Origin of the sequence: Asticcacaulis sp. AC466, from assembly GCF_000495815.1 — a bacterium.
In the GTDB taxonomy this organism is placed as follows: domain Bacteria; phylum Pseudomonadota; class Alphaproteobacteria; order Caulobacterales; family Caulobacteraceae; genus Asticcacaulis.
On record NZ_AWGE01000022.1, the window covers coordinates 26,285 to 50,672 of the forward strand.

30 protein-coding genes and 2 pseudogenes are annotated in these 24,388 nt (G+C 56.1%); 21 read left to right on the plus strand and 11 right to left on the minus strand.

Going from position 1 to position 24,388, the window contains the following annotated elements:
• Window positions 1-23 precede the first annotated feature (23 nt).
• On the plus strand, window positions 24-626 hold the full coding sequence (locus tag AEAC466_RS41025; protein ID WP_023459794.1) for a TetR/AcrR family transcriptional regulator: 603 nt from the start codon (window positions 24-26) through the stop codon (window positions 624-626).
• A gap of 56 nt (window positions 627-682) precedes the next feature.
• Here the strand turns inward: AEAC466_RS41025 and AEAC466_RS41030 are convergent, their stop codons facing one another.
• Window positions 683-1,570 (minus strand): LysR family transcriptional regulator, encoded by an 888-nt coding sequence (locus AEAC466_RS41030; protein WP_031239457.1) that lies wholly within the window; start codon window positions 1,568-1,570, stop codon window positions 683-685.
• Between the two features lie 110 nt (window positions 1,571-1,680).
• On the opposite strand from AEAC466_RS41030, the gene AEAC466_RS41035 reads away from it, so the two are divergent.
• From AEAC466_RS41035 to AEAC466_RS43975, 9 genes are all read left to right on the plus strand, one after another.
• Window positions 1,681-2,214 carry a carboxymuconolactone decarboxylase family protein gene (locus tag AEAC466_RS41035; RefSeq protein ID WP_023459796.1) on the plus strand — a complete coding sequence of 178 codons (534 nt, stop codon included), beginning with the start codon at window positions 1,681-1,683 and terminating at the stop codon, window positions 2,212-2,214.
• A gap of 232 nt (window positions 2,215-2,446) precedes the next feature.
• Window positions 2,447-3,904, plus strand: a complete 1,458-nt coding sequence (locus AEAC466_RS41040; RefSeq protein ID WP_023459797.1) for a DUF1593 domain-containing protein — start codon at window positions 2,447-2,449, stop codon at window positions 3,902-3,904.
• Between the two features lie 90 nt (window positions 3,905-3,994).
• Window positions 3,995-4,549: a hypothetical protein gene (locus tag AEAC466_RS41045; protein ID WP_023459798.1), complete on the plus strand. Its 555-nt coding sequence runs from the start codon at window positions 3,995-3,997 to the stop codon at window positions 4,547-4,549.
• Between the two features lie 187 nt (window positions 4,550-4,736).
• Window positions 4,737-5,483 (plus strand): hypothetical protein, encoded by a 747-nt coding sequence (locus tag AEAC466_RS41050; RefSeq protein WP_023459799.1) that lies wholly within the window; start codon window positions 4,737-4,739, stop codon window positions 5,481-5,483.
• A gap of 267 nt (window positions 5,484-5,750) precedes the next feature.
• On the plus strand, window positions 5,751-7,562 hold the full coding sequence (locus AEAC466_RS41055) for a hypothetical protein (protein WP_023459800.1): 1,812 nt from the start codon (window positions 5,751-5,753) through the stop codon (window positions 7,560-7,562).
• A gap of 296 nt (window positions 7,563-7,858) precedes the next feature.
• The gene (locus AEAC466_RS41060; RefSeq protein ID WP_023459801.1) at window positions 7,859-8,173 is read left to right on the plus strand and encodes an autorepressor SdpR family transcription factor; all 315 of its coding nucleotides are present in this window, start codon (window positions 7,859-7,861) and stop codon (window positions 8,171-8,173) included.
• A complete protein-coding gene (locus AEAC466_RS41065; protein WP_023459802.1) occupies window positions 8,170-8,808 on the plus strand; it encodes a hypothetical protein in 639 nt (212 codons plus the stop codon). Before AEAC466_RS41060 ends, AEAC466_RS41065 begins: the two co-directional genes overlap by 4 nt.
• Window positions 8,809-8,894: 86 nt before the next feature.
• A complete protein-coding gene (locus AEAC466_RS41070) occupies window positions 8,895-9,248 on the plus strand; it encodes a VOC family protein (protein ID WP_023459803.1) in 354 nt (117 codons plus the stop codon).
• Between the two features lie 110 nt (window positions 9,249-9,358).
• Window positions 9,359-9,880, plus strand: a complete 522-nt coding sequence (locus AEAC466_RS43975; RefSeq protein WP_052025191.1) for a hypothetical protein — start codon at window positions 9,359-9,361, stop codon at window positions 9,878-9,880.
• A 31-nt stretch (window positions 9,881-9,911) separates the two neighbouring features.
• Here AEAC466_RS43975 and AEAC466_RS41075 read toward each other — a convergent pair whose 3' ends face one another.
• Window positions 9,912-11,060 (minus strand): M23 family metallopeptidase, encoded by a 1,149-nt coding sequence (locus tag AEAC466_RS41075; RefSeq protein ID WP_023459805.1) that lies wholly within the window; start codon window positions 11,058-11,060, stop codon window positions 9,912-9,914.
• Between the two features lie 211 nt (window positions 11,061-11,271).
• Between AEAC466_RS41075 and AEAC466_RS43980 the strand changes: the two genes are divergently transcribed.
• Window positions 11,272-11,643 (plus strand): hypothetical protein, encoded by a 372-nt coding sequence (locus tag AEAC466_RS43980; protein ID WP_155913831.1) that lies wholly within the window; start codon window positions 11,272-11,274, stop codon window positions 11,641-11,643.
• Between the two features lies 1 nt (window position 11,644).
• On the opposite strand, the gene AEAC466_RS41080 is transcribed toward AEAC466_RS43980, so the two are convergent.
• The gene (locus tag AEAC466_RS41080) at window positions 11,645-12,352 is read right to left on the minus strand and encodes a PD40 domain-containing protein (protein ID WP_162148977.1); all 708 of its coding nucleotides are present in this window, start codon (window positions 12,350-12,352) and stop codon (window positions 11,645-11,647) included.
• 297 nt (window positions 12,353-12,649) lie between these two features.
• Here AEAC466_RS41080 and AEAC466_RS41085 point away from each other — a divergent pair, with 297 nt between their 5' ends.
• Entirely contained in the window at window positions 12,650-13,207 is a 558-nt protein-coding gene (locus AEAC466_RS41085) for a sugar O-acetyltransferase (protein ID WP_023459808.1), read from the plus strand.
• Between the two features lie 15 nt (window positions 13,208-13,222).
• Here the strand turns inward: AEAC466_RS41085 and AEAC466_RS41090 are convergent, their stop codons facing one another.
• On the minus strand, window positions 13,223-13,465 hold the full coding sequence (locus tag AEAC466_RS41090) for a hypothetical protein (protein WP_023459809.1): 243 nt from the start codon (window positions 13,463-13,465) through the stop codon (window positions 13,223-13,225).
• Between the two features lie 217 nt (window positions 13,466-13,682).
• Here AEAC466_RS41090 and AEAC466_RS41095 point away from each other — a divergent pair, with 217 nt between their 5' ends.
• Window positions 13,683-13,919, plus strand: coding sequence for a hypothetical protein (locus AEAC466_RS41095; RefSeq protein ID WP_023459810.1), 237 nt, complete (start codon window positions 13,683-13,685; stop codon window positions 13,917-13,919).
• Window positions 13,920-14,447: 528 nt separating this feature from the next.
• Here AEAC466_RS41095 and AEAC466_RS41105 read toward each other — a convergent pair.
• Window positions 14,448-14,675, minus strand: a complete 228-nt coding sequence (locus AEAC466_RS41105) for a hypothetical protein (protein ID WP_023459812.1) — start codon at window positions 14,673-14,675, stop codon at window positions 14,448-14,450.
• Between the two features lie 33 nt (window positions 14,676-14,708).
• On the opposite strand from AEAC466_RS41105, the pseudogene AEAC466_RS44250 reads away from it, so the two are divergent.
• The 6 genes and pseudogenes from AEAC466_RS44250 to AEAC466_RS41130 form a co-directional block, all read left to right on the plus strand.
• Window positions 14,709-14,849, plus strand: a pseudogene (locus AEAC466_RS44250) (sugar O-acetyltransferase); the annotation flags it as partial.
• 155 nt (window positions 14,850-15,004) lie between these two features.
• Window positions 15,005-15,391 carry a hypothetical protein gene (locus AEAC466_RS41110; protein WP_023459814.1) on the plus strand — a complete coding sequence of 129 codons (387 nt, stop codon included), beginning with the start codon at window positions 15,005-15,007 and terminating at the stop codon, window positions 15,389-15,391.
• Between the two features lie 880 nt (window positions 15,392-16,271).
• Window positions 16,272-16,430: pseudogene (locus AEAC466_RS44255) on the plus strand (DapH/DapD/GlmU-related protein); the annotation flags it as partial.
• Between the two features lie 158 nt (window positions 16,431-16,588).
• Entirely contained in the window at window positions 16,589-16,975 is a 387-nt protein-coding gene (locus tag AEAC466_RS41115) for a hypothetical protein (protein ID WP_023459816.1), read from the plus strand.
• Between the two features lie 461 nt (window positions 16,976-17,436).
• Window positions 17,437-17,799 carry a hypothetical protein gene (locus tag AEAC466_RS41125; protein WP_023459818.1) on the plus strand — a complete coding sequence of 121 codons (363 nt, stop codon included), beginning with the start codon at window positions 17,437-17,439 and terminating at the stop codon, window positions 17,797-17,799.
• Between the two features lie 210 nt (window positions 17,800-18,009).
• Window positions 18,010-18,249, plus strand: a complete 240-nt coding sequence (locus tag AEAC466_RS41130) for a hypothetical protein (RefSeq protein WP_023459819.1) — start codon at window positions 18,010-18,012, stop codon at window positions 18,247-18,249.
• Between the two features lie 951 nt (window positions 18,250-19,200).
• Here AEAC466_RS41130 and AEAC466_RS41140 read toward each other — a convergent pair.
• From AEAC466_RS41140 to AEAC466_RS41160, 5 genes are read right to left on the minus strand one after another with little or no spacing between them, the layout of a single operon-like run.
• Entirely contained in the window at window positions 19,201-19,872 is a 672-nt protein-coding gene (locus tag AEAC466_RS41140; protein WP_023459821.1) for a hypothetical protein, read from the minus strand.
• Window positions 19,869-20,297: a hypothetical protein gene (locus tag AEAC466_RS41145; RefSeq protein ID WP_023459822.1), complete on the minus strand. Its 429-nt coding sequence runs from the start codon at window positions 20,295-20,297 to the stop codon at window positions 19,869-19,871. Before AEAC466_RS41145 ends, AEAC466_RS41140 begins: the two co-directional genes overlap by 4 nt.
• Window positions 20,260-21,141 carry a DUF1376 domain-containing protein gene (locus AEAC466_RS41150; protein ID WP_023459823.1) on the minus strand — a complete coding sequence of 294 codons (882 nt, stop codon included), beginning with the start codon at window positions 21,139-21,141 and terminating at the stop codon, window positions 20,260-20,262. Before AEAC466_RS41150 ends, AEAC466_RS41145 begins: the two co-directional genes overlap by 38 nt.
• Complete coding sequence (locus tag AEAC466_RS41155) at window positions 21,138-21,428, minus strand: LexA family protein (protein ID WP_023459824.1); 291 nt, start codon at window positions 21,426-21,428, stop codon at window positions 21,138-21,140. The genes AEAC466_RS41150 and AEAC466_RS41155 overlap by 4 nt, the downstream gene beginning before the upstream one ends.
• Window positions 21,425-21,637 carry a hypothetical protein gene (locus AEAC466_RS41160; RefSeq protein WP_023459825.1) on the minus strand — a complete coding sequence of 71 codons (213 nt, stop codon included), beginning with the start codon at window positions 21,635-21,637 and terminating at the stop codon, window positions 21,425-21,427. The genes AEAC466_RS41155 and AEAC466_RS41160 overlap by 4 nt, the downstream gene beginning before the upstream one ends.
• Window positions 21,638-21,752: 115 nt before the next feature.
• Here AEAC466_RS41160 and AEAC466_RS43985 point away from each other — a divergent pair, with 115 nt between their 5' ends.
• Entirely contained in the window at window positions 21,753-22,469 is a 717-nt protein-coding gene (locus tag AEAC466_RS43985; RefSeq protein ID WP_023459826.1) for a S24 family peptidase, read from the plus strand.
• Between the two features lie 175 nt (window positions 22,470-22,644).
• Here AEAC466_RS43985 and AEAC466_RS41165 read toward each other — a convergent pair whose 3' ends face one another.
• Window positions 22,645-23,166, minus strand: a complete 522-nt coding sequence (locus tag AEAC466_RS41165; RefSeq protein WP_023459827.1) for a hypothetical protein — start codon at window positions 23,164-23,166, stop codon at window positions 22,645-22,647.
• A gap of 452 nt (window positions 23,167-23,618) precedes the next feature.
• Here AEAC466_RS41165 and AEAC466_RS41175 point away from each other — a divergent pair, with 452 nt between their 5' ends.
• Complete coding sequence (locus AEAC466_RS41175; RefSeq protein ID WP_023459830.1) at window positions 23,619-24,152, plus strand: hypothetical protein; 534 nt, start codon at window positions 23,619-23,621, stop codon at window positions 24,150-24,152.
• Window positions 24,153-24,388: the final 236 nt, after the last annotated feature.

The following is a 24,388-nucleotide window of genomic DNA, read 5'->3' on the forward strand; positions in this document are numbered from 1 at the left end:
GTAATTTTACAACCGATAAAATAATGAGCAAAAACAGTACGGCGACGGCAAAGGCCCCGGGTTTGCGTGAACGCAAACGTCGTGAGACCTTGCAACGCATTACGGATGCCGGAATGCGCCTGTTTATCGAAAAGGGGTACGAGGCCACTACCCTTGACGATATCGCGACGGCGGCGGGCATTTCGCGACGAACCTTTTTCTATTATTTCGATTCCAAGGACGAGATCCTGCTGTCGATGCAAAGCACGATGGGGGACATGATCGTTGCGGCCCTACGCAAGCAGCCGGACAATATACGGCCAATCGAGGCCGTACGTAATGCGGTCATCGAAATCTGCGCCCCGTTCTCATCGCAGGAAATGATGGCCATTGACCGGCTGATGCGCGCAAACGCGGTGGTTCAGGCGCGCAAACAGGCGAGCTATATCCACCACGAACGCACACTTTTTGACGCCCTTTGCGAGAAGTGGCCCGGCAAGGACCGTGAGACGGGGCTGCGGATCGTGGCCATGCTGTCGATCGGCGCCATCCGCCTGTCAACGGAGGCCTTGAACCGCGAGGAGGGCAAGCGCAGCCTGGCGGAATTGCTGGCAGACACATTCCATGCCCTGGAGAGGGAGCTTTAATATCGGGCCGATAGCCCGGCAGGCCATAGCCTCTCCCCCTCCAGACCTCGGCCCCATTATGGTGTCAGAAAGCTGATAAGCGCTTCGATTTTGGCGACGTTGCGCCGGTGCGCCGGCACCACCGCCGTGATCGGAATGAGCTTCGTGGTCCAGTGCGGAAGCAGGACGACCATCTCACCGCTGGCGATTTCGGGCGCGAACAACCAATCGGGAACGTAACAAATGCCCATGCCTGCCAGGGCCGCGGCGCGGATGGCTTCCGAACTGTTCGATTGCAGATTTCCGGCGATGCGGACAGGAACGGCCCCACCGTCGGGACCGACAAATTCCCAGCTATTGTTGGTCGGAAGCTCGGTATAGCCAATGCAATTATGGTGTTTCATATCCTGGGGCTGACCCAGTTCGGGCAAGGTGACGCCGATCCGCTCGGCATAGGATCGCGCGCACAGCAGAAGGCGGCGGCTTGAGCCGATACGGCGCGCGATCAGGCTGCTGTCGGACAGGTCGCCCAGTCGTATGGCAAGGTCGATCCCGCTTTCGATCAGATCGATAAAGCCGTCATTCAGGTTGAGGTCGATCTTGACCGCCGGATTGGCCTCAAGGAACGCCGTGACGCGCGGCATAAGAACCCGCCGCCCATAGCCCACGGAGGTCGCAACCCTGAGCCATCCGGTGAGTTGCCGTGTGCCGCTTCGCACCAATTCCTCGGCCGCGCCCAATTCGGCGACCAAACGGCGGGCTTCCTCGAAATAACGCTCCCCGCCCTCCGTCAAGGACAAGGCCCGCGTGGAGCGGCTGAGGAGCTTGACGCCCAGATAGTCTTCGAGGGCCGCGATCTGTTTGCTAATCGTACTCTGCGTCGTCGATCGCTCGCGCGCCACCGCCGAAAATGAGCCGGATTCGACGACCCGGACGAAAACCTGCATCGCGCTCAATCGGTCCATGACCCGCTCATTCATTCTATTTAGGCATATATCTTAGTCGAAAAGATAGGCTACATTCCATTGTGGCACAAGCTATCTTCGTGGCGAGCTTCAGCACAGGAGAGCCCACAATGACAATCTTCACCGTTCCAACCCGCGATGCCGTTTCCCCCGCCAACCAGGCCATATTCGACCAGTTGCAAAAGTCGCTGACCTTCGTTCCCAACCTCTTCGCCACGTTCGCCCTGTCGGAGACGGCATTGGGGACATATCTGACCCTGCAAAATGCCAAATCGTCGCTCAGCGGCAAGGCGCGTGAAGTGGTCAATCTGGTCGTGAGCCAGGTCAATGACTGCGAATATTGCCTGGCCGCGCACACCATGCTGGGCAAGATGGCCGGCTTCAGCGATGCGCAGATTCTCGAAATCCGCCAAGGCCGGGTGTCATTCGACGCCAAGCTTGACGCGCTCGCTCTCTTTGTCCGCGAGACAGCGCTCAAGCGCGGCCATACGGATGCGGCCACGACGCAGGCCTTCCTGGACGCAGGCTGGAGCCAGGGCAACCTGGTCGATGTCGTGATGGCGATTGGCGACAAGACCATCAGCAACTATTTGCACGCGGTCACTCAGATTCCGGTCGACTTCCCCGCCGCTCCGGCCCTCTAAAACCACCCTTGCGGCTCGGTTGCGGCCGCGATAGCCCTGAGTGGCGGCGCGGGCGCGCAAACCGCCGGCATGGATCAATGCCTATGCCAAAGCGGGTTAGGGTCCGGCCTTTCGCGGCGACGGCGAACCTAAATGTGTCCGCGCCTTGCCGGGGGTGACGATCCCTGCAATAGTCGGAGGAATAGACACGTCGCGACACAAATGGACGGCGAAAAATTTGGGGGGATATCCGATGAAATCACTCATACTGTCCGTCGCCGTGGCGCTGGCGGGCGCGGCCAGCCTTCCGGCATTGGCGGCGCCGGCGCCCGGCGTCGCCGCAGACACCGCCCGGCATCGGGTTATCATTCTCACCGACATCGAGAACGAACCGGACGACAGCGAGTCGATGGTGCGCCTCCTGCTCTATGCCAACCAGCTCGATATCGAAGCCCTGATCGCCACGACCTCCGTGCACCTGAAAACGCGGGTCGCGCCCGAAACGCTTCAGGCCGTCATCGCCGCCTATGGCAAGGTTCAGCCCAATCTGCTCAAACACGAAACCGGCTTTCCCGACGCCAAAACCCTTTCGGCGCGCGTGACGCAAGGCCTGCCGGTCTACGGCATGGCGGGGGTTGGAGCGGGTAAGGATTCCGGCGGCTCTGAGCGCATCATCGCCCTGCTCGACGCCCCCGATCCCCGCCCGATCTATGTGTCGGTCTGGGGCGGCGCCAACGTCCTGGCCCAGGCGCTCTATAAGATAAAGGCGACCCGCAGTCCGGCCGAAACCGCGCGCCTGATCGCCAAATTGCGCGTCTATACCATCTCCGACCAGGACGACACCGGCATCTGGATGCGAAAGACCTTCCCCGACCTGTTTTACATCGTAAGCCCCGGCGGCTACGGCAATGCGACATGGGGCGGGATGATGGCGGTCGAACCCGGTCAGGACAATAGCGAGATCAGCAATGCCTGGCTGGCCGAACACATTCAGCAAGGCCACGGTCCGCTCGGCGCCATGTATCCGGACGTCGCCTACGGCATGGAAGGCGACACGCCGTCCTTCCTGTCGCTCATTCCCAACGGGCTCGACGCGCCGGAACACCCCGATTGGGGTGGCTGGGGCGGCCGCTACACCCTCTATACGCCCGACCGGGCCACCACCGATCCGACCGGCTTTACCGGCGGCGTGCCGGTCGAACAGGAGCCGCGGCCCATCTGGACCAATGCGGTGGACGATTACACGCCGACGCTGGCCAATCCCTACGGCCGCACGACCAAAGCCGCCGAAAAGACAGCGACCGGCTACAAAATAACGATCTGGCGCTGGCGCAAAGAGTTCCAGAACGACTTTGCCGCGCGCATGGACTGGACCACCAAACCCTATACCGAAGCCAATCACCCGCCCGTCGCCCGGTTGGGCCACGCCGACCACCTTACCGTAAAGTCCGGCCAGACCTTTGGCCTGAGCGCAAAGGGCAGCAGCGACCCGGATGGCGACAGCCTCAGCTATCAATGGTTCCACTACCCCGAAATCGGCGACTGGAAGACACCCATCCCCATCTCCGGCGCAGACAATACCTACGCCGTCTGGGTCACCGCCCCCACCGTCACCGAACCGAAGACGGCGCATTTCATCCTGAAGGTCACCGACAAAGGCACGCCACCGCTCACCCGCTACAAACGGGTGATCGTTACCATCACGCCCTGAGGGTAAACCCGTCTACACGCGCCGCCCCAAACATTGTCGAGAATGCAGAAAGGTTTTACTACGAAGACTCTATACGGTTTGGGGGCGCTGATGACCGATAATTACGTGACCGTTTTCGATCTTGTCAGTCATCCCGAACGTATCAATCCATCATACGTTTTCTTCGCTTTATTCATCTCAGCTGGCCTTGTCTGTCTCGGGATCACCATCTCTAAAAGCCGTCATGAACGGAAGATTTACTGGGTTTGGGGTATTTTCAGCGTCTTCTTTCTGACTTTCTCCTCAATCGCGGCGATTTATGATGCATCCTGGGCTTTCGATGCGCGTCATAGGGTTGAGAACAAAACATTTCACGAGGTTGAAGGATGCCTGGATGTCTTTCATCCGGGTTCTGAATATTCGTCCCGTTCGGAGGACGGACGTGAATACTGGGCCATAGGCGGACAGCGCTTCGAATACAGTGTGGGCGATGTTCGCAACGGCTATCACAGGCCTGAAGCGGCAGACGGATTTGTACATGCCGATAGCCGAATCCGTGTCGCTTTTGTGCCAAGCTATTTAAGCGGTGGTAAGGAAATCGTCCGACTGGACGTCATTCAGCACGCCTGCCCCGCCGCGCCCGATCCCGGCCCCCCAGGCATTTGAGGTTCTCTGGCATAATCTAATCCGCGCCGTCTGGGTCGTCGCGCTTGACGTGCACACTCCCTGCCAACATTTCCAAAAATACCATGCAGAGAGGCCTATCTCAAGGTCAATTAATTCTCGCGTCCTCCGTCGCGCGGTTGACCAAACTGCAACTTATGATACTCAATGCAGATTGTTCGGGGGAAATATGACAGCTCTTCAAGATCACAGATTAGACGCACAGGCGATCACCGCTTGGATAACCTGCATGACAGCGGCGAGCATTTTAGCGAGTATTGTATTTGAGGTTGGATATTTGAAGGGTCTCCATTTGGATACTAATCAGGTTTCCCTGAGCTTCAGTGATCTGTCGATTGGTACTTTGATCTGGCTGCCTCGAGTCGTTCCTTATGCGATTGTCATATCAAGTACGCTAGCCGACGATCTGACGGGCCGCGCTTCTTCAGGGCTGAGCCGGAAATCTAAAATTATTTTCGTGGCGATCGTGGGCGTGACCATGCTTTTGATTTACGCTGCGCTTGGATCGCAAGCGGACCCCTTCGTGACCTTGTGTTATTTCGTTTTTTTCGTCTTCGCCTTCAATATACTCCTCAATAGCGCATCAGTCGTTGAATTGCTGCCGAAAGGAGTGCGAGTGTTGCTGAATACATTCGTTCCGCTTCTCTGCATGCTCTACATTTTCGCATACAATTCAGCACCCAAGGTGCCAGCCCCACTGACATATTCAACGGTAAGGCTTGAAAAGGGAGAGCTCAAAGGAGCGGTCCTGAGGTCGTATGAGCGGGGCTATATTGTCTACGACGGCACTGCGCATTTCGTTTCCCGAGACAAGGTAACTTCAATCGATTTGACACATCACACATCTGATTTGGTAGGCATTCCATGTCGGTACTTCAATGTATTGTGTCCAGCACGCCACAAGACGCAGAAATGAAAAAGTAAATTTGCTCTTCTTCACCTTTAGCCGGCTGGCTATAGCGACCGCTAACCCCGTAAAGCTTGAAAAGGGATGAACCGCCCAAGATTTTCTAAAGACCAGTTTATAAAAGTTACGCGGCCATCTGTTCAGTGTCGAGAACAAAATAGCACATTTGTTCGGCCTCAGCGGGAGGTGTATTGCCTATAGGCTAAATAAATTTTCGGTTATTTTTTCGCACTCAAACTTCAGATGATAAAAGCATAGATTTCTAGGCATGGATAAATGATAAGACTGCGCATTCGTCGGGCACTGATTAACTTTGGTGCGGCGGTTTTAGCCAAGCTGCCAAAATTGAGTGTTTCTGCGTGGCTGACATTTGTTGTGCCATTCGCCTTAGCGACCAGTTTTATCATTTCCACGGGCCCGTACTTCCAACAAGCGATCCTGTCTTCCGTTAGCAACAAGTCGGCAAATATTTACGCGGCCGTAAATGGAAATGCTATCGCGCTTTCCGCATCGCTGTCAGATTGGCTTCAAGGAGGTTTTTACTGGCCTTATCTAATTTGCGCCGGAGCAGTATCGTTTATTTCAATTTACGCCGGAATTGTAAAACGTTGGCTTTTTCTAATATTCATTTCTGCATTTGTGTCATTAAACATTATGGACGCACTGTCGTCCCTATTGCCCAATCCTCCCGACGTCGAATTTTCGATGAATGTAATATGTAATCTCGTCGGCAGCATACTTATTTCGTTTTTGGCGGGAGCGAATTTCTGGCTCTACCGCCTCGTCAGGCTTCATTCCTCCAGCGTCAAAATTATTTCTCAGTTCGCCGGAGCTGCCTCGCTCATAGCTTTTGGCGTACTCATATCTGCCGGTTGCTATCTTGGCTACGAACAGTTTTTTGCCAATTTACCCATTCAATTCGAGTTTTTGGCTAAGGCGCCGGTGAGCGGGTGGATCGTCGAACCAACAAACGGTAAACCATTTAATAGCCTCATCCCAGGCGTCAAATTCGATGGATACTCTCGCACATCAAGTACCAAAGGAGGTATAGCTGGTAGTTGGACTAGAGCAGCCGCTTCGCGAGACTATCGACTGGAGGCCACGCTATTCTTAGATTGTGCTCAAGACGAACTTTTAAAACTACCGGCTGGCCGTCCTGGCTTTGTGACGGACAATGTTAAATCGTTTCGCTTCGACATTGATAGCGGGACAACTGAAATTGTCGCCAAGCCCGAAGGTCTGTCCAAATTCAATTTAAAAGCCGAAAAAGCGGCTTCATATACGCTTAATCAGGAGGAAGGCGGGAGTCTTGGTATTATCCACTTCTCCGGTGACAGCAGTGAATACGTAGTAGCGGGAAATGATAAACTTCAGCTCTGGGCTCAGGTCTCCCTGTTCGGTCCTAAAAATAAGAGCTTTACAGTGGTTCCCAGGGATATCTCATTTACGAGCAACAGCAGGACCACCAAATTTCGATTCCATAGAACGGGCAAGTGGAACGGAAGTGCTCCGTTAAGGTGCCGGAGGGGGGACGACGAGGATTTGTTTAATGCCTCAAACAAAAATGAGTACGTTAACATATATGTGCCGGACGCAATTCTGGTGACAATAATGTTTAATCTAATACCAGACAATACAATCCCCGTTATGTATTCGGAACCAGAATATAATCTAAAATATAGCGGCTTCGATGGCTGGACGGAGGTTTACATCAAAAAGCCTCAAAATTTGCAGAATGATGGGGAAAAACCGATCGGAACTGTCTCGGCAACTGGAAACATCAATAATCTCTATTTAGATGACATCCAACTCCAAGTGACACCTGCGGACACATTGTTTTTTATTGGCGACTCGAACGCACAACTATTGAAAACGGGAGAATTACATGTCGCGGGCAAAGCAAAGGCGGCCTGGAAAAACAACTCGCGCCTAAACAAAACTAAATGGGAGAAATTACCCACGGAGTGGCAGTTGGCCATAGGGGGAGTTTTGGCGACGCTATTGAGTTGGATCGCTGCTGTAGTGTGGTTTCAACGGGCTAAAATTCTCTTGTTCCTAAATGCTAACCCGAAGCAAATTTTCCAATAGCCGCAAACATCACTAGCCTTCACCTCATTCTACATTCCGACAGACAACTTCACACAGAGCGTTTCGGTGATGACGTGGATGGCTCCACTTCCTGCATTCAGGCGCACCGCACCTCAACCTAGCCGTAAGAAAAGTCAGAGACATATTCTTGCTCGAATGGCATCCAAGGATGAATATGATGAAGCATCACCTCATCGGCCGCATGACCTTCTTCGTAGTTTGATACTACTACTGCCAGCCAGCGCCCCCCCACAACACCGCTTGACTCTATTTCGATGTTTAGCTAAATACAAATCATGAGCCTCGTTTTCAAAGCCCTGTCCGATCCGACCCGCCGCCGTGTGCTGGAGCTGCTCAAGTCCGGCCCGATGAGCGCCGGTGAGTTGGCCGGTCACTTCACCGTGGCCAAGCCGACCCTGTCCGCCCATTTCGCCGTCCTGCGCGAAGCCCGCCTGATCACCTCCGAAAAGAGCGGCAATTCCGTCATCTACCAGATCCAGATGTCGGTGCTGGAAGAAGCCCTGCTCGGCTTCGCCCAGGCCTTCGGCTGGCAACTGAACACACCTGAAACGCCTACCCCCGAAACACCCATAAAGGCGCCCCGCCCATGAGCCCGAACCGTCCTGCCGACACCGCCGTGTGCCACCCTCTCGTAAAGCCCCTCACCCTTGCCTCCGCCCTCGTCGGCCTGACCGTCCTGGGCGTCGGGATCGCCAGCAAGCTCGGTGTCATCGAGGCCGACATGGCCAAACGCATCTGCGGCATCGCCTTTGGCGTCCTGCTCGTGGTGCTCGGCAACTTCCTGCCCAAGGTCGCCCGCCCCATCGGCGCCGATGCCGATCCGCGCCCGATCCGCACCGCCGAACGGATGGCCGGATGGTTGTTCGTCCTGGGCGGGCTGGCCTATATCGCCGCCTGGGTTTTCGTGCCCCCCGGGCTGAACCTTATGGCGTCGTCCGTTGTCGGCCTGGGGGTTTTCGCGGCGGCTTCGGCGGTGTGGCTCACCCTGGCGGGCCTGCCGCGTCACCGCCCCTCCTCGGGAAATCCCCGCGCCTATGCCGCCCGCCGCAGCATGTTCGTCATGCTGCACGCCGTCTTCTGGGCCTTCGCCATGTTCCTGGCTGCCGGTGTATGGGCTCAGCCGGTCGTGACCTACATGATGCTCGGTTTCGTAGCGGCCAATGGCGTGCTGCTGAGCTGCCTGCGCCGCCCGCGCCTCCCCCAAGAGCCTGAATCAGCAGCCTGAAACCTTTCGGTAGACAGCCGCCACAAGTCCACATAAGTTTGGCCGCATAAGCTTCCCTTAGGACAGACCCACGCAGGACCACGATCATGCCCGTAACCGGTATAGGCGGCTTCTTCTTTCGCTCAGACGACCCGGCCCCGCTTTCGGCCTGGTATCAAACCCACCTGGGCATCACGGCCGGGTATGAAGGCTGGCAACAATCGGCGGGGACGACCATCTTCGCCCCCTTCCCCAAGGCCACGGACTATTTCCCGGCGGACAAGAGCTTCATGCTCAATCTGCGGGTCGATGACATCGATGCCCTGATCACCTCGCTTACGGCGGCGGGCATCGCGGTCACCACCAATCCCGAATGGGATACGCCGGAAACCGGCCGCTTCGCCCGCCTCTATGACCCCGAAGGCAACGCCATCGAGCTTTGGCAACCGCCAGAAGACTAAACCTCCCGAGCGGTCATGACACGCATCTCCTTGCCATAAGAAAGAACTTTACAAAATAAAGCTCTTTATGTAGAACCCAGCCATTGCATTGGACCAAGGGAGAGATCGTCATGCGTAACGGAGTCATTGTCCTGAGTGTGTTCGCCGCCATATGGGCGTTCATGGGGCTGCATATAGCGGGTCAGCCGCTGTGGGCGCAGTTCGCACCGCTTGTCGCGTCGTTCATGCTGATCCTTCTGGCCGTGACGGCGGGCCGCAATGTCCCGGCCCCGTCGCCGGAAGAGCGCAAGCGCGTCGGCCGCACGGTCATGATCTGGAGCGCCATCGAAGGCGTGGCCATCTTCGGCGGCATCAATGTGCTGGTCAATATGGGCCACGCCGAATGGGAGGTCGCCTTCATCGCCCTCATCGTCGGCCTGCACTTCTTCCCGCTGGCCATCGGCCTGCGCGCGCCGCTCTATTGGCTGACCGGCCTGGGCCTGATCGGTGCGGCGGCGGCGGGCGTGGCCTTGATGCCGTTCGGCCCGGCCCAAGACACGGCCATCAGCCTCGGTTGCGCGGCGGTGCTGTACGTGACGGCGGTTATCGTCACCGCCCGGATGCGACAGAAGGAGATAGCGGCGAACGGATAAAGCCGCCCGCCCCTGGCCTCGGGGACGCACGTCAGAATGTCACCAGGTCTCCATTCAGCGGCAAGGCATCACGTACCGGCCGCGCCGCTGTCGGCGTCAGATGGAGGTCGGTATCGCGGTTGAGGACATCGCTTTCCGTGCTGCGGCCTTTGAGCGTGAACCCGTCGAATACGAACGGCAGCCCCTGAGATTGGCCAAAGCCCGCTGTGTCCGAGACATGCATATGAAGGTGTGGCGCGCCAGCCCCGCCGGTAAAGCTGAGGTGGCCGAGCACGTCGCCCCGGTGGACTGTGGCGCCGATTTTGACGGTGACGCTGCCCGGCCGCATATGGGCGTAATGCACAAAGACATGCGGCGCGATCTCCAGGATAACGAAATTGCCGTAAAGGGCCTTCGGCGTCATCTCGCTGGCCACCTGTGGCGCCAGCATCTTGTGTTCGGGCACCCCGTCCTGGGCGCCACGTACCACGCCATCGGCCACGGCAAGAATTTCGGCATCGTAGCCCGCCCAATCCGCCGGCTGGCTATCCCCGAGTTTGTCGATGGGCACGGACACGGCGTGGCCGCGTGAATCCAGGCCGAAAAAGTCGATAGCGTAGCGTTGGGGAATGGTCAGCACGCCATTTTCAGCGACCAGACTGCCCCAGTGATGCGACTGGGCATTGCCCGGGCCTTCGTCCGCCAGCCAGAGGCCGCCGCGCAGAGGCGCCCCAAGCCTCACCGGCGGTCGCGTTTCGACGGCCACGGGCACACCATCGACCGTGTCCACGGCACCCGTCGCGGTCCTGAATTCGAGGTGATGATAAAGCCTGGCCGGGACGGGCGTCCCTTTGGGAAGGGTCAGCCAGACAAGAACAAAGGCGTGGCCGCCGCCATTAATCGCAAGCGTCTTGTCGTCGGCCAAAGCTGTCCCCGGCGGCAGAAGGGAGGCCAGCTCATCTCCGGCGAAGCGCGCCAGGGTCCGCCGCCCGTCCGCATCCATCACGTCCACGGCGGCGAGCTTCAGCACACCCGTCGACGTGTAGACATTGGTGATGTCGAGTTCGTAGGCCAGGTGCTGGGCCCCATCGCTGCCGGTAACGGCCTGCGGCGTCGCCAAGGCATGCACTTCCACCTCGGCCGGCGCAGCGAACGCCATCGGGGCGCACATCGCCAGACAGGCGCTCACAACCAGTGACATCACACATCCAGGCTTTGCCATCGCGCCTCGCTTTCACGCCCGACCTTATACACTGGCGCGATCAACGCAAGCCGGCTTACGCCTTCCGTCACCCTCGGTTGCGCGGCAGCGATGCGTCTGGGGCGATGCGTCTGGGGCGATACACTCTCGCTAAAAAAAGGACAGAATTGCGTGCGTCTATGCGCATCATGTGAAGGGTCGGATGAGCCAGATGGCAAATCTCTTTAAGACATGCGCGGCACTCGTCGCCCTGCCCCTGGCCTTCGGCGCCGCCCAGGCAACCCCTGCCATTCCCGGTTCAGATGCGGGCGTCGCCGAACAATGCCTGAAGACGGCGGAGAGCCGTCTCGCTCCCGCCGATCTGCTCCAACGACTGGACGATTTTCGCGACAGCTTATCCGGTGATAAGCGGGCCAAGCTGGACCAGGCCCTGCCCCGCGCCGCCGATGGCGGGATTGCGCGCTGTTCCGCGACAGATACCAGCCGGGCGTCGTGCGAGAACGGCGCGTACCTCAAGGCATTGAAAGTCACGGGCCTGTTGCCTGACTTCGCCACGACAATTTGCCCTGTTCAAACGCATTAGACTACTGAACCTCGCTGTTTGTTGACATCAACCATCGCCTAAGCGCCTGCTCGTCCCACCCTTCACTCTGCGGAATCTGCGCAATCTCTCGGCCCTTAGGACTGAAGATGTAAAAAGGGTAGCCGCACCCTGACGTCTCGTGACACGCATGCTGTCGCGTCAAGATATTGTCGCGATAAGGACCGCTGATGAACACGCGGAGATCTCCGCCGCCGTACGCGATAAAGCGCTCCTTGCCGGTTCGCACATTCACTCTATGGACCGCGCCATCTGTAGGCGTCGCTGACGTAGAAAAGTAGACGAACCGGCCATCACGTGAAAAATGCGGAGCGCCCGGATCACCAAGGTTTCCGCTGGCAGGCTCTAAAGAAAATACCGAAGGCACCAATACGCGCGTCTTAAGATCGCGACAATCGCCCAACCATAGGGCAGACCGCTTGGTGAACATTTCATAGGGCACTTGTTGAACAAGGACACGAACGAAGACCACTGTATGCCCATCCGGAGACAATACCGGCTCTTCGTCTTTTCCCTCACGGGACAAGGTGGACGATTTCGCTCCGTTCGCGCAAACAATATTGCCGTGGACCGCAGAGACGCTCGCCCTACCGCCAGCCTGAGCGCTTCCGGCGATTACCAGCATCCAAGCCAGTCCAACACCTGAGCACCATCGACCAACTATCTGGCGGCAAGCGGCCTCTCTTTTCATGCTAACGCTCCCAGCCCAAAAATCGGCTTTCGCAAGAAACACGGTAATTTTAGGCTGTAAACTCATAAAGGGCCAACGGCAGGGATCGAACCTGCACCCAAGCGCTTGCTTGAGATCGCTGTAGCGATCTGTCTACCAATTCCATCACGCTGGCCGGTTCATTATATTCGGATTTCACCCAAAGAAAAGATTCCGCCGTAAGCTCTTCGCACATCGCTTCCCCGCACAGCATTGCGACCTCCGTTTCATTGCGGCATTCTCAGCCGACGAACCCAGACCCGACAAAACGGACACCCAATGACGAATGACCGCTCCAGATTCATCCCCCGTGGGACGCCTGAATCGGCGGCCATGGTGGCGGCCGTAAGCCGGGCCTGGCAATTGACGGCAGCCATCAATCGGCTGCCTTATGACGATACGGACCAGGTTCGCGCCCTGTTTGGCGAACTGATAGGCACGGAGCTGGATAAGACCGTAACCCTCGTCCCGCCCCTGTACGCGACCGGCGGAGGCAACACCCGCATCGGTCGCAATGTCTTTATCAATCAGAACTGCACGATGTACGACCTGGGCGGCATCGAGATTGCGGATGACGTGATGATCGGCCCGAATGTCAGCCTCATAACCTCAGGCCATCCCGTCGCGCCGTCACAGCGCCGAGCGGGCGTGACGGCCAGCCCCATCGTCATTCAGCGCAATGTATGGATCGCCGCCAACGTGACGATCATAGGCGGCGTGACAATCGGCGAGAATGCCATGGTCGCCGCCGGTTCCGTCGTCACCAAAGACGTAGCGCCAGACACATTGGTCGGCGGCAATCCGGCTCAGCGCATCCGCTCGATCGCCGAAGATTGACCAAGGGGGCGAGACTCAATCATCTGCATCCGTTTTTACCGGCAGGCGTTCTCGGGCAATAGATATTGCCCACTCCACGACTTCGAGCGGCACATCCGGCCCGTAAAGCGTGACAGTCATTTTGTGACTGGCATCCGAATAAAAGATTTCAAGAATTGCGTTAGCGCCATCCGGTTCGTCGCTAACCTCAACATACATCCCATCGCGGATGACATCGCTACCGACGACATAAGCGTATTCTCGACCGTCGTGTTTCACTAGCGGTTCCTCAAATCCAAAAAACCAAGACTGTTCGCCGGAAGTTCTTGAGACGACAGAAACCGCCCCACCACCGTCGGTGGCGTGGCGGTGCAGCACCTGACGGCGGTTATAGTCACCGCCCGGGCTACCAAAGACAGACTGGCTGAAGCCTTATTAGGCTGATTTAAACGGTATGCCGATAATTCCATCAAATTCAATTTATACGAGAGTGTCAATGATGAGAATTTCCGACGCGACTTTGATGAAAGTCATAACAATTTCCGCAAAGTCAACCGATCCACTGACGGATGAAGAGTTGGCGGAAATTAGCGGTCTGGATGGCAAAGGGCTGTCTAACATTTTAGAGACCCATACCGATCAAATAGCACACTATAGAAAGCCCAAAGGTGGTCAGCCATTTATCATTGACGACCAGATGTTTTCTCCAAACCGCGAGGAAGACGACGACTAAATTCTGCCGAAAGTCATTTTCGGGCGGCATCGTAGTGCAAGTCATCCGCACTGGGTTATGTCCTCAAATATGCCGCGTTTGACGCAACGGTTTTGACCTACTCCCTAACGCCAAATTTTTTTATGAGCCTCGCCCTTTCACGCCCAACAAACCAGCATCTTAACAACGAAGATAAGCATATAGCTGAAGTCCCTATAATTAAATAAAGACGAGAATCAGCGGTTAAAGATAGATTTCTGATCAGGACTAAAAAAGCTCCAGATAAAAGGAAACCCCCTACCCCCACCATATTCTGCAACCTATTATTTTCCATCCGCTTGTAAAATTCAGGCCCTGCATTATCGACATTATAATTGATATCTTTACTAAGCTTTATCGCAGCAGCCATGAAAATGATGCCAACCGCAGTAACAATCGGCCCAAATATTATCCCAGACACCCCAAATATAGATGCCACGATACCCAATAAAGCAATTATACAAGACAGAAAGGCTAATGAAATCGAATACCTATTGTGCTCTTTTATGATCATCGTACCTCAGAACGCGCTATATTTATTTTCGATTTGCCAAACGCTCCATCGTACATTGCGTCTAGGGCATTGTCATTTGCAACACCCAAAAGGTCGTTGATAAGGTCTTTCCCAGATGAAACAATAAGATAGGCACTCAGCCAGCGAGTGCGTTTGAAAAATAATAAGACACCGCTCGCGCAGACGATCACAAACCAAACGGGGACGATGAGAAAAAAGATCATGGGTCCACCCTGCCGTGCGAAGCGTGTGTCGTCAACGTGACGATCATAGGCGGCGCGACAATTGGCGAGAACGCCGTAGTCGCCGCCGGTTCCGTCGTCACCAAAGACGTAGCGCCAGACACATTGGTCGGTGGCAACCCGGCTCAGCTCATCCGCTCGATCGCCGAGGACTGACCAAGGGGCAAAGCGCCGATCAGCCTCGGTTGCGCGGCGGTGCGGTATCTTTCGGCGGTTATCTGGATAAACTGACTCAGATTGTTCGTTACTCGGATTGGACCGTGAATTATGGCAAGAGGCTTTAGGGTTGTTTGTTCTCAAAGAAGAAAAATATGAATTTTGAGATTAAGGTAAAGGGTGTCTTGAAGGATAACCTAAAAACGGCCTTTGGTCCAAACGGTGAGTTTACCATAGGGCTTATCAGGTCACAGGTACGTACCGACAATAGAATATACTTCTATATTGATAATAATATTCAATTTTTCTTTGGAACTCATGAATTTCTGGCGGAAGACGGGAGGTGGCACATTTCGTTTACTAGTGCTTCCTATGAGCTTGATGGGGTCTATATCTCAGCATTCCCTCCTAAATACGGCAAAATAGTTCAAAGCAATTTAGAGTGGGCCGCCGACAAGAGGTTTCTTGAGGCTGTAGATGTAGAACGGCCTGACAACACCCAAGAAGTCGAATACGATTTTTTCTATAAGTTCGTGAAATGACAACTATCGCAGCCTCACAAATAGCAGATATTCAGGCTAGTTATAACTCTACTGGTGGCGGCAAGTCCGAGCGGACTGGGACTCATTGGTGCGACGGCGGCGGGGTGGCGGCCGCCTTATGCGCCTTCAGGTAACAAGCATCCATTTCGGCAAAAATACATACGGCCGTTCACAAAACTATACGGCGGCGGGCATCTCGCCTGTAATTCAAAAACAACAATATTATATCGGCTCACGAATAAACGATGAACCTGTACCGAGTCTCAGATGAATGGTGCTGGGGGGACGGGAAAAACCCTTTTGCTCGCGAGAGCCCCAGCTTTTCGCCTTGCCAAGTCATACCTCCCGGCTCGGCTAAGACAGCTTTATGATAACAGCGTCGAGACAGGGCCGCAATTTATGAAGTTTCGGCCGAACACAATCTCATGAAGAAACCATAGGATCTTTCTCACATGCTGGACAACAGTCAACAACGGAAAGAGGTATTACAGGAATATCAAATATAACAGGCACCATGTTTTTGGGTTGAAGTAATCGCTCACCACAATTCTTACATTTCGCCAACAATGCAGGAATACCTAGACACGCACCTAATAATATATAAATCTCCGGCAGCTTAGGCATATTCTGGACATACGATATGAAAAAAATGAATGGAAATCCAACAATTGCTACGTAAGACAAAATTATCGAACATTTAATGATCAAGCGCATCATTATCATCCCAGGCCATCATCAGGCGGTTCATCTACCACAAATACTGGCATTACGTTGACATTACCAGTAGTATTTGGGCCAAATTTTGGGGTTTATGTTCTTTGCGATTATGATTGCGATGGGGGGAGTCATTGAGCGACTTGGCCGCGTCTGTGTTTAGCGCAATGTATGGATCGCCGCCAATGTGACGATCATAGGCGGCGTGACGATTGGCGAGAACGCCGTGGTCGCCGCCGGTTCCGTCGTCACCAAAGACGTAGCGCCGGACACATTGGTCGGCGGCAATCCGGCTCAGCGCATCCGCTCGATAGCCGAGGACTGACCAAGGGGCAAAGCCCGGCCATCGCCTTCGGTTGAGCGGCGGTGCGGTATCTTTCGGCGGTTATCTGGATAAACTGACTTAGATTGTTCGTTACTCGGATTGGACCGTGAATTATGGCAAGAGGCTTTTAGGGTTGTTTGTTCTCAGAGAAGAAAAATATGAATTTTGAGATTAAGGTAAAGGGTGTCTTGAAGGATAAACTAAAGACGGCCGTTGGTCCAAACGGTGAGTTTGGTATAGCGTTTATCAAATCTCATGGAAGCACTGACTACAAGACATACTTTTATATTGATGAGAACACTCAATTTTTCTTTGGAACTCGTGAATATTTGACAGAAGATGAGGTGTGGCACATCTCATTTACAAGCGCGTCCTATGAGTTGGATGGTGGCCATATTTCTGTTTTCCCTCCCCAATGTGGCAAGATGATTAAGAGTAATCTCGAATGGGCCGTGACTAAAAGATTTCTTGACGGCCTAGATTTAGAGCGCCCTGATAATTCACTCAAATTAGAATACGATTTTTTCTATAAGTTCGTGAAATGACGACTATCACAGCTTCGCAAATAGCAGATATTCAGGCTATTTATAATTCTACTGGTGGCGGCAAGGCCGAGCGGACTGGGACTCATTGGTGCGACGACGGCGGGGTGCCGGCCGCCTTGTGCGCCTTCAGGTAACCAGCATCCATTTCGGCAAAAAGACATACAGCCGTTCGCCGGAAGTCCTTGAGACGACAGAAAGCGCCGCCGCGTATCAATTAATGCGAATATTATGGCAGCGTATCGAAGGCTATGGCGCCGGCGTGGCCGTATATTGTAAACAGCCCGTCAGCCTCGACATATGGAACACGGAGGCGCCTGAGAATTGAACCGAACTGATCCGAACAATCGTTTAAGCGCTATATCATTGTCGTGTAATGTAACGGTGAATGACGCTTAACCACAACCATTAGCTGTTACCACACGCTTTCATCGCATACTGCCCGAAATTGATTGGAGGGCTACATGTTCAGCTTCATGCGTAAGGTGAAGGAAAGTTATGAACGCCAGCAAGCTGAACAGCGCGCGGTGCTGACTGAAGACCTGACAACCATCCTTGTGAACGCTACCTACCGAGGCGCAATCACCAATGATCTCAACGAAGATCATCCAGACACACCAGCGCTGATGGAAAAACAAGGTAAGATTGTCATCGGATTTGAGATGTTCAACGCTGGAAAGCACCCGCGTGAAATTCCAGATCATGAACCGATCATCAAAGCCGCAACGGCTTTGGCGTATGATGCCAACAACCAATTGACATTGCGAAAATACGACAAGAGCCAAGCCACCCAAAGAATCCTATTCCTGTTGGGTTTCTCCGAGTAAAGGCTGGTTTAATCACCCCACCAGCGCTTCCAACATGCCCTAAATCCGACTTCGTAACGATGCCGCTGGGATTTGGCGAAGTCGTACAACTCTAGCATTTATAGTTTAAGGCTTATCCTCTTTTAGTCAGCTGTTCCTAGATATTGCGTGCAGTTCGACATTCGGCAACCAAAAGAGGTCTTTAATTAGCAGCCCCCCCAGGAACAACACATGATTAGCGACATCCGTAAAAGCGAAAAAGGCGGTAACACCGCCTATCTCAATGTCGGCGTCTGGTACAACAAAGAAACCGGCCAAATCCACATGACCCTACCTCACTCGGGTTGGTTCCACACAACCGTCAAGGAAGACGAGAAAAGTAAAAGAGGGCATCCCAATCTTTACGGGAAACTGGCCCGTGCCTTAAAGCAGGCAGGCGTACCTGCACCTGAAATAGCCGACTCCGAATAGGCGTAACTCGTAACACCCCGATTCATATCTTAGGATATCAAAGGATTGTTATTGTTTCGCGCGGCGACTCCCGCAAAGCGGTTTGTGCTTGCTGACGAAGTGTTCGACCAAATGCCTTTGCCTGCAACCGAAAGCAAAACTATCACTGCTGGGATATCGACGCCATCGTGGTCAGACTGACGTCGGCGGATCTCGCCTTGCAGTTCAAAAACAACAAGGTCATATCGGCTCACGAATAAATGATGAACCTGTACCGAGTCTAACATGAATGGTGCTGGGGGGACGGGAGAAACCCTTTTGCTCGCGAGAGCCCCAGCTTTTCGCCTCGCCAAGTCATACCTCCCGGCTCGGCTAAGGCATCTTTACGATAACAGCGTCGAGACAAGACCGCAATTATGAGGTCACGGCCGAAGTAGAGCAAGTGCGCCCCTTACGCCGCCTTGTACACCTCCCGCACGGCTTGCGCTCCCTCCGCCAGAAAAGCGATTATATACTGCGCAAACCCGCGGAAAATTCTATCGCCCCTGGGCTACGCCGGAAACGGACTGTTGAGGCCCCCTAGGAGCGCTTCCGTTGAAGGAGTGCACCTAGCAATATTCCCAATGGCCAAATCACCATCATACTGGTTTCCCATACCTTGAATTGGCGGAACTCCGCTTCTGTGTGATTCTGGCCCTGCTTCCCGCAGTATCCATCGGGGTGATTTTTGTAAAAATAATCGTTGTCGCTATCGCATTTTTGTATTGGGGCGTCCGGATATAAAACGACGCCGCCGAATAACATCGCGGACATCACAAAAACAACCGTCCCACCCAAAATAGGCCGCACCAAACCCATTTCTATCCCCCTATTCGTTTGAATGAATCCCTGAGCATTAAGTAGCCGACTCTTCCTCCGGCGGCAAATCAAGCACCGGCTTTGGCGTTGCGATCTTCTGTAGCTTTGCCCCCCTCACGCCGCCTCATACACCTCCCGCACGGCCTTGCGGGCGCGGGGGATGGCGTCGATAAGCTCTTCGCACATCACCTGAAAGCGCACGGTCTGTTTGGCCGGGTCGGCCACCGCCAGTTCGCGTTCGACCAGGGTGCGCCAATCGGGCGGGCGGTCGTCTTCGACCAGAGCCTGCGCAAAGGCCTCGGCCAATTGCCGCGACTTGGCCGTCAGCCGCTCCGCCACCGCCGCCAGCAGGCGCACATAAAAGCGGTGGCGGTCTTCGTGGCTCCAGCCCGCGTCCGGATCGGCAGGTGCGATGCGGCCTTCTTCCGGTGGCCCGTCGAGCCGGTGCGCCGCGGCGTAGATGCCGAGCCAATCCATGCCCGCATGACCTTCGTCACGGCCGATCGTGCCGCGCGTCACCAACACGGTGAAGGGATTGGCCCGCCACACCCCGCGCGGTTTGCCCGCCGCGTCGCGCGTCATCCGCGTGCCGACATGGCGTTTGTAATCGTAGAGCCCGCCGTCGCCATTGAGGCCCCAGTTTTCGACCTTTCGCCCTTCCGCTGCCTGCGCCAAGGCCCGGTCGGCGGCGCGCGCCTGCTGAGCGGCGTCGATGGTGGCGCGGCGGGCGCGCATCTCTTCCGGCGACAACAGGGTGATACGCGCCTTCTTGTTTCGTTTCTTCATCGCGAACTCCGTTGATTTTCCGTGGCGGCCAAAAACCGCGCGGCCTTGCGGGCCAGGGCGCGGCGATAACCGCCGATTTCTTCGCACAGCCCCAGCACGTCGCCCGGCTGAGGCACAAAGGCCGCCTTGGGCCCATTGAGCCAGCGTTGCGCGGCGGCGTGCAACACATCGGCCGGCCATCCGCCCAGGCTGTGCCGCCATTGCGCCACCACCATGGTCTTCACCTGCTCGCCACGCCGTTCGAACCCTTCGTACATGACCAGAAGCCCGAAGATGATCCGCCCGATTTCCGCTTCCGTCGCCGCCGTTTCGGCCAGGATCAGCGCCTGCGCATCGGCGGTCAGGCCTGCCCGCGACTCGGCATTGGCGTCAGCGTCGGCCAGCATCTCAGTCAGGCTCAGCCGCGCCAGGGCCAGGCGGGGCAAAGACGTGGCGGAAAGCCGCGACTGTGCTGTCCTGATGGCGGTCTGATGCGGTTTTTCGGGTACGGCTGCCATGTCGGGTCTCATGAGGCGGGCTGGGTTGCGTGCGGTCGGCGCGGGCGCGGGCGATGGCGGGCGCGAAATAGCGCCAGCTTTGCGGCGGATCGCGCATACGGTGCACGGTGGCGGTAATGCCGGCCACGACATCGCGCCATTCGAAGCGGTCGGTTTCATGCCATCCGGTCAAAATCCCCGCCCCCAGCATGGGCCAGGCGTGGCGGCTGAGGTCGGCGCAGTGCGTCAGCGCAATCAGATCGCCGATCCACCGCCGCCGGTCGGCAGGCCAGCCCAGGCTATCCCGCAAATCATCTCGCAAATCGGGCGCGCTATCATCACCATCTACTGGATTCTGGATTATGGATTCTGGATGGCATGGCTGGGGCATAGGCGCTGGCATAGGCTCTGGCATGGGTTCGGCTATGCTTGGAGCATCGCTTTCAGACGTGTCCGATGCGGTATTCCAACGCAGGCCGGCGGCGCGGCGGGCCTTTGCCTGGTTACGGTTTGACGCCATTTCGATGCGCGCCACCCGGCCATTGATTCCGCCGTGGATATAGCCCGTTTCCGTGACACCGAACTTGGCCGCCAAAACGGCCCTTACCGTGGCCTTTTCGGTGCGCGTTACGGCGCCGCAGATGCGCAGGCACTCCGCTTCGGTCCAGCCGATGCCGCCATCCAGGTAGTATTGGTTGCATAGCCGCAGGTAAGCCCCCTCCTCGGCCAGGCTCATGCGCACCGTGCCGGAGCGCCAGTCGCCGATATGCAACGGATAGGCGTGGATCTTCATGCCACCTCTCCTGCGGCCTCACGCACGGCCTCGCGCACGGCGTGGGGTCCATAGGCCGCGACCAGCCGACCGATCTCGACGCGGACCGGATCGATGACGGTAATCCCGTGGGCGCGGCGCGGATCGCGCACCACCCGCCCCTGCCGTTCCAACCCTTCGACCAACCGCGCCACCCCGGACCGCGACACAATGCCGATGGCCGCGCCGATGGCGGCATAGGACGGCGACAGGCCATCGCGGCTCAATTGGCGGATGGCGCTTAGGCAATCGCGTTCGCGCGGGGTCATAACGCCCCCCGCATCGGACGGCGGCCGCGCAAACCGCGCACAATGATGGGCAAGGCGGCATCGTCGAAATCGGGATCGACGCCGCCCTGGACCTCGGCCCGGGGATAGGGCCCCAGATCGCGGCCATAGGGGTCATTGTACCCTCTGGTATTGGCATAGGGCTCGCCGTATGTGCGGTTAGGTGTGGGTAAGGCGGGACGGTAGGTCATGTTCGGCTCCGGGAAAGTGTCCGATTCCGAAGTTACGTAAGATCGTAACGATTTGCAAGGAATATTACGATACTTAGCAATACGAAATTTCGTAATCGATGCGATAAATAGGCCCATGACCGACTCCGCATTTACCCAGCGCCAGCTCAATTTCGAAAAATGGCGCCAGATGAACGGCCTGACCTTCGTTCAGATCGCCGATGCCTCAGGCGTGCCCTATTCGACGCTCAAATCCTTTACCACCAAGCCGGGGCAAGGGATGATCGATCGCAATATCGAAAAGCTGACCCTGGCCTATCGCATATCGGCGGACGATATCTTCGTCGAACCGCGCCTGATCCGCGACACGCCGCTGACGCCCCTGACGTCTTCTATGACGGCCCAATCCGACGCGCCAAAGGTTACGACCTCGGACGGGCTGGTGCGCATTCCCGCCTACGATATCCGGCTGGCGGCGGGCGGCGGCACGGTGATCGACCGCGAAGAGGTGAAGGAACATTGGGCCGTGCCCCTGCGGTTCATCACCGACGAACTGGGCCTGTCGCCCAGCACCCTGTCCATGGCCGAAGTCACCGGCGACAGCATGTATCCGTTGCTGTGGCACCGCGACCGCATCCTGATCAACCACGCCGACATCAATCCGTCGCCGCCGGGCGTCTTCGCCCTGTGGGACGGCTACGGCCTGGTGGTCAAAAAGGTCCAGCGCATCCACCGTTCCGACCCGGAAAAGGCGATGCTGATCTCCGAAAACCCGACCTATCCGCCGTATGAGGTCTTCCTCGACGAAATCAACATCATCGGCCGCGTCGTGTGGTTTAACCGCCGGATGTAGGGGGCGGGCTTAAGCCAGATGCCCACCACGACGTCACCGCCGCCGAAGCCTGCGCCCCCCTGGGCAACGACAGGTCATTGGGCACGGAGGTCATCCTTCCGCTCTCTGTTGACCGGTCGGAAAGCAGCGCCAATATCAGTCAAATCCCTGCGGTCCATGCGGCGGCAAATCGCGTCTAATCGTCTTCGTGTGGGCGTAACCAAGCACTCGTTGTGGAGTATTTCTCTGCCACAGTATAGACACTCTCGTGATCTGACCGACGTAGCTTACCAGTGTAGCGGTACCCTTTCTTCTTAGCTTGGGTTACCAGAGCATCATAATGTGCAGGTAACACTCTTTCGAATGTGACTTTAATCTTGGGCAACCAGGTTGCATCGCGGATATTGGGATCGACCTTATCTGCAATAATCGCGTCACACATTTTTCCAACTTGAGTAAAGTAGCTATCGCCAGAAGAAGCGAGAGCCAGAAACTCGTCAAAGCTCGGGTCCTGCGATTTTGAATATGTGCTGAGGGCAGCGACATAAGATTTATAGGCATCATCAACTGGAGCGGTCGCGGCTACCGCATTCTCATAGTTTTTTTGAGATACATCGGCACGCTCCTTTTTTGACATGGAAAATCTTCCGAGGAAAATTCCCCCTATGCCACTCGAAAGTGCAGCCACGACGGGCACCCAGACCGGCACATCCGTCATTTGTCCTTGACCTGCCTTAGTAGAAACTCAATCGTGTCGCCTGCTGACGCGTAAGCGCGCGTGCGATAGTCCGAAAACAACTCCTTGGCGGCACCTTCGCCAGCTTGGTCTATACGGAATCCTAGGCGAACCAGTTCCTCGACGCGATCTGCCCAACGTCTTTGAAGTGCAAGAGAGGGATTGGCCGCTAGCCCGAACTTGATCCTTAAATTGTTGCCCGCGTCAGCCACTGGATTTTCTCCGCTCCATGTTGATTCTCAGAACGTTATATCGTGATGATGCAATTACAGATAGTCCTCAGCGTGATGCTTCGTTACAAATTACGTGGATTCACCACCCAAGAGTGCCAACGGCACGGCAACGGTGGGAAGTGGCTGGCGCGGGACTGCATGATGCCCAGCGGCTTTGCGCTTTAGTCTGCACAGGTTCGTCTGCACAGGGGGGGGACAGCCATGACGATAGAGGTCACATACGACGACGACACCATCACCATTGCCGAGCGCCTGGAGGCAGGCAGCAAGGTTTGGGGCGTCCTGTCTCAACTGGTGTTCGCCGCGCTGTGCTGCGGCCTGTTGATGGATATCTGGCACAGGGGACAGTGGCGTCATCCGTCGGTTGATCCGGACGGGCTCGGTGATGCCTTTATGGCGCTACTCTTTCTCGTTTCCCTTATCCTGGCGCCCTTCAGTATTAGAAACACCTTGGGCTACAAGCCCGTTGTCTGGCGGTTCAGCCACGACCGGATCGACTACAGCGGCGGCTATAGCTGGCGGCCGGTTGAGAAAACCTTCGACGGCACAGAGGTGATCGCCATCAAAACCCAGGTGCGCCGTAGCGGCTTCCCGGACTATTTCCGCATCCGATTAGAACTGTCCAAGGCCGGAACGGTAGAATTCCCGTGGAGCCCGAACAAGGCCCGTCATGACGACCTGGTCATGCGCCTGATGGACATGTTTCCGACGGCCAAAACCCATATCGCCAAATGAGGCAATCGCTGCGCCAACCTTAAGCCAGATGCCCCACCACCCCGCCCTTCGGGCGCGGTCCCCCTCCCCACCGTAGGTGGGGAGGTACAAGATATCGTACTTCCCCAACTTATAGTACCTCCCCACCTACGGTGGGGAGGGGGACCGCACGAAACGCGAAGCGTTGAGATGTGGTGGTGGGGGTTCTGGCTTTTCCCCTCACCCCGCTTGCGAAGGTTGACGCAATACGCAAGCAA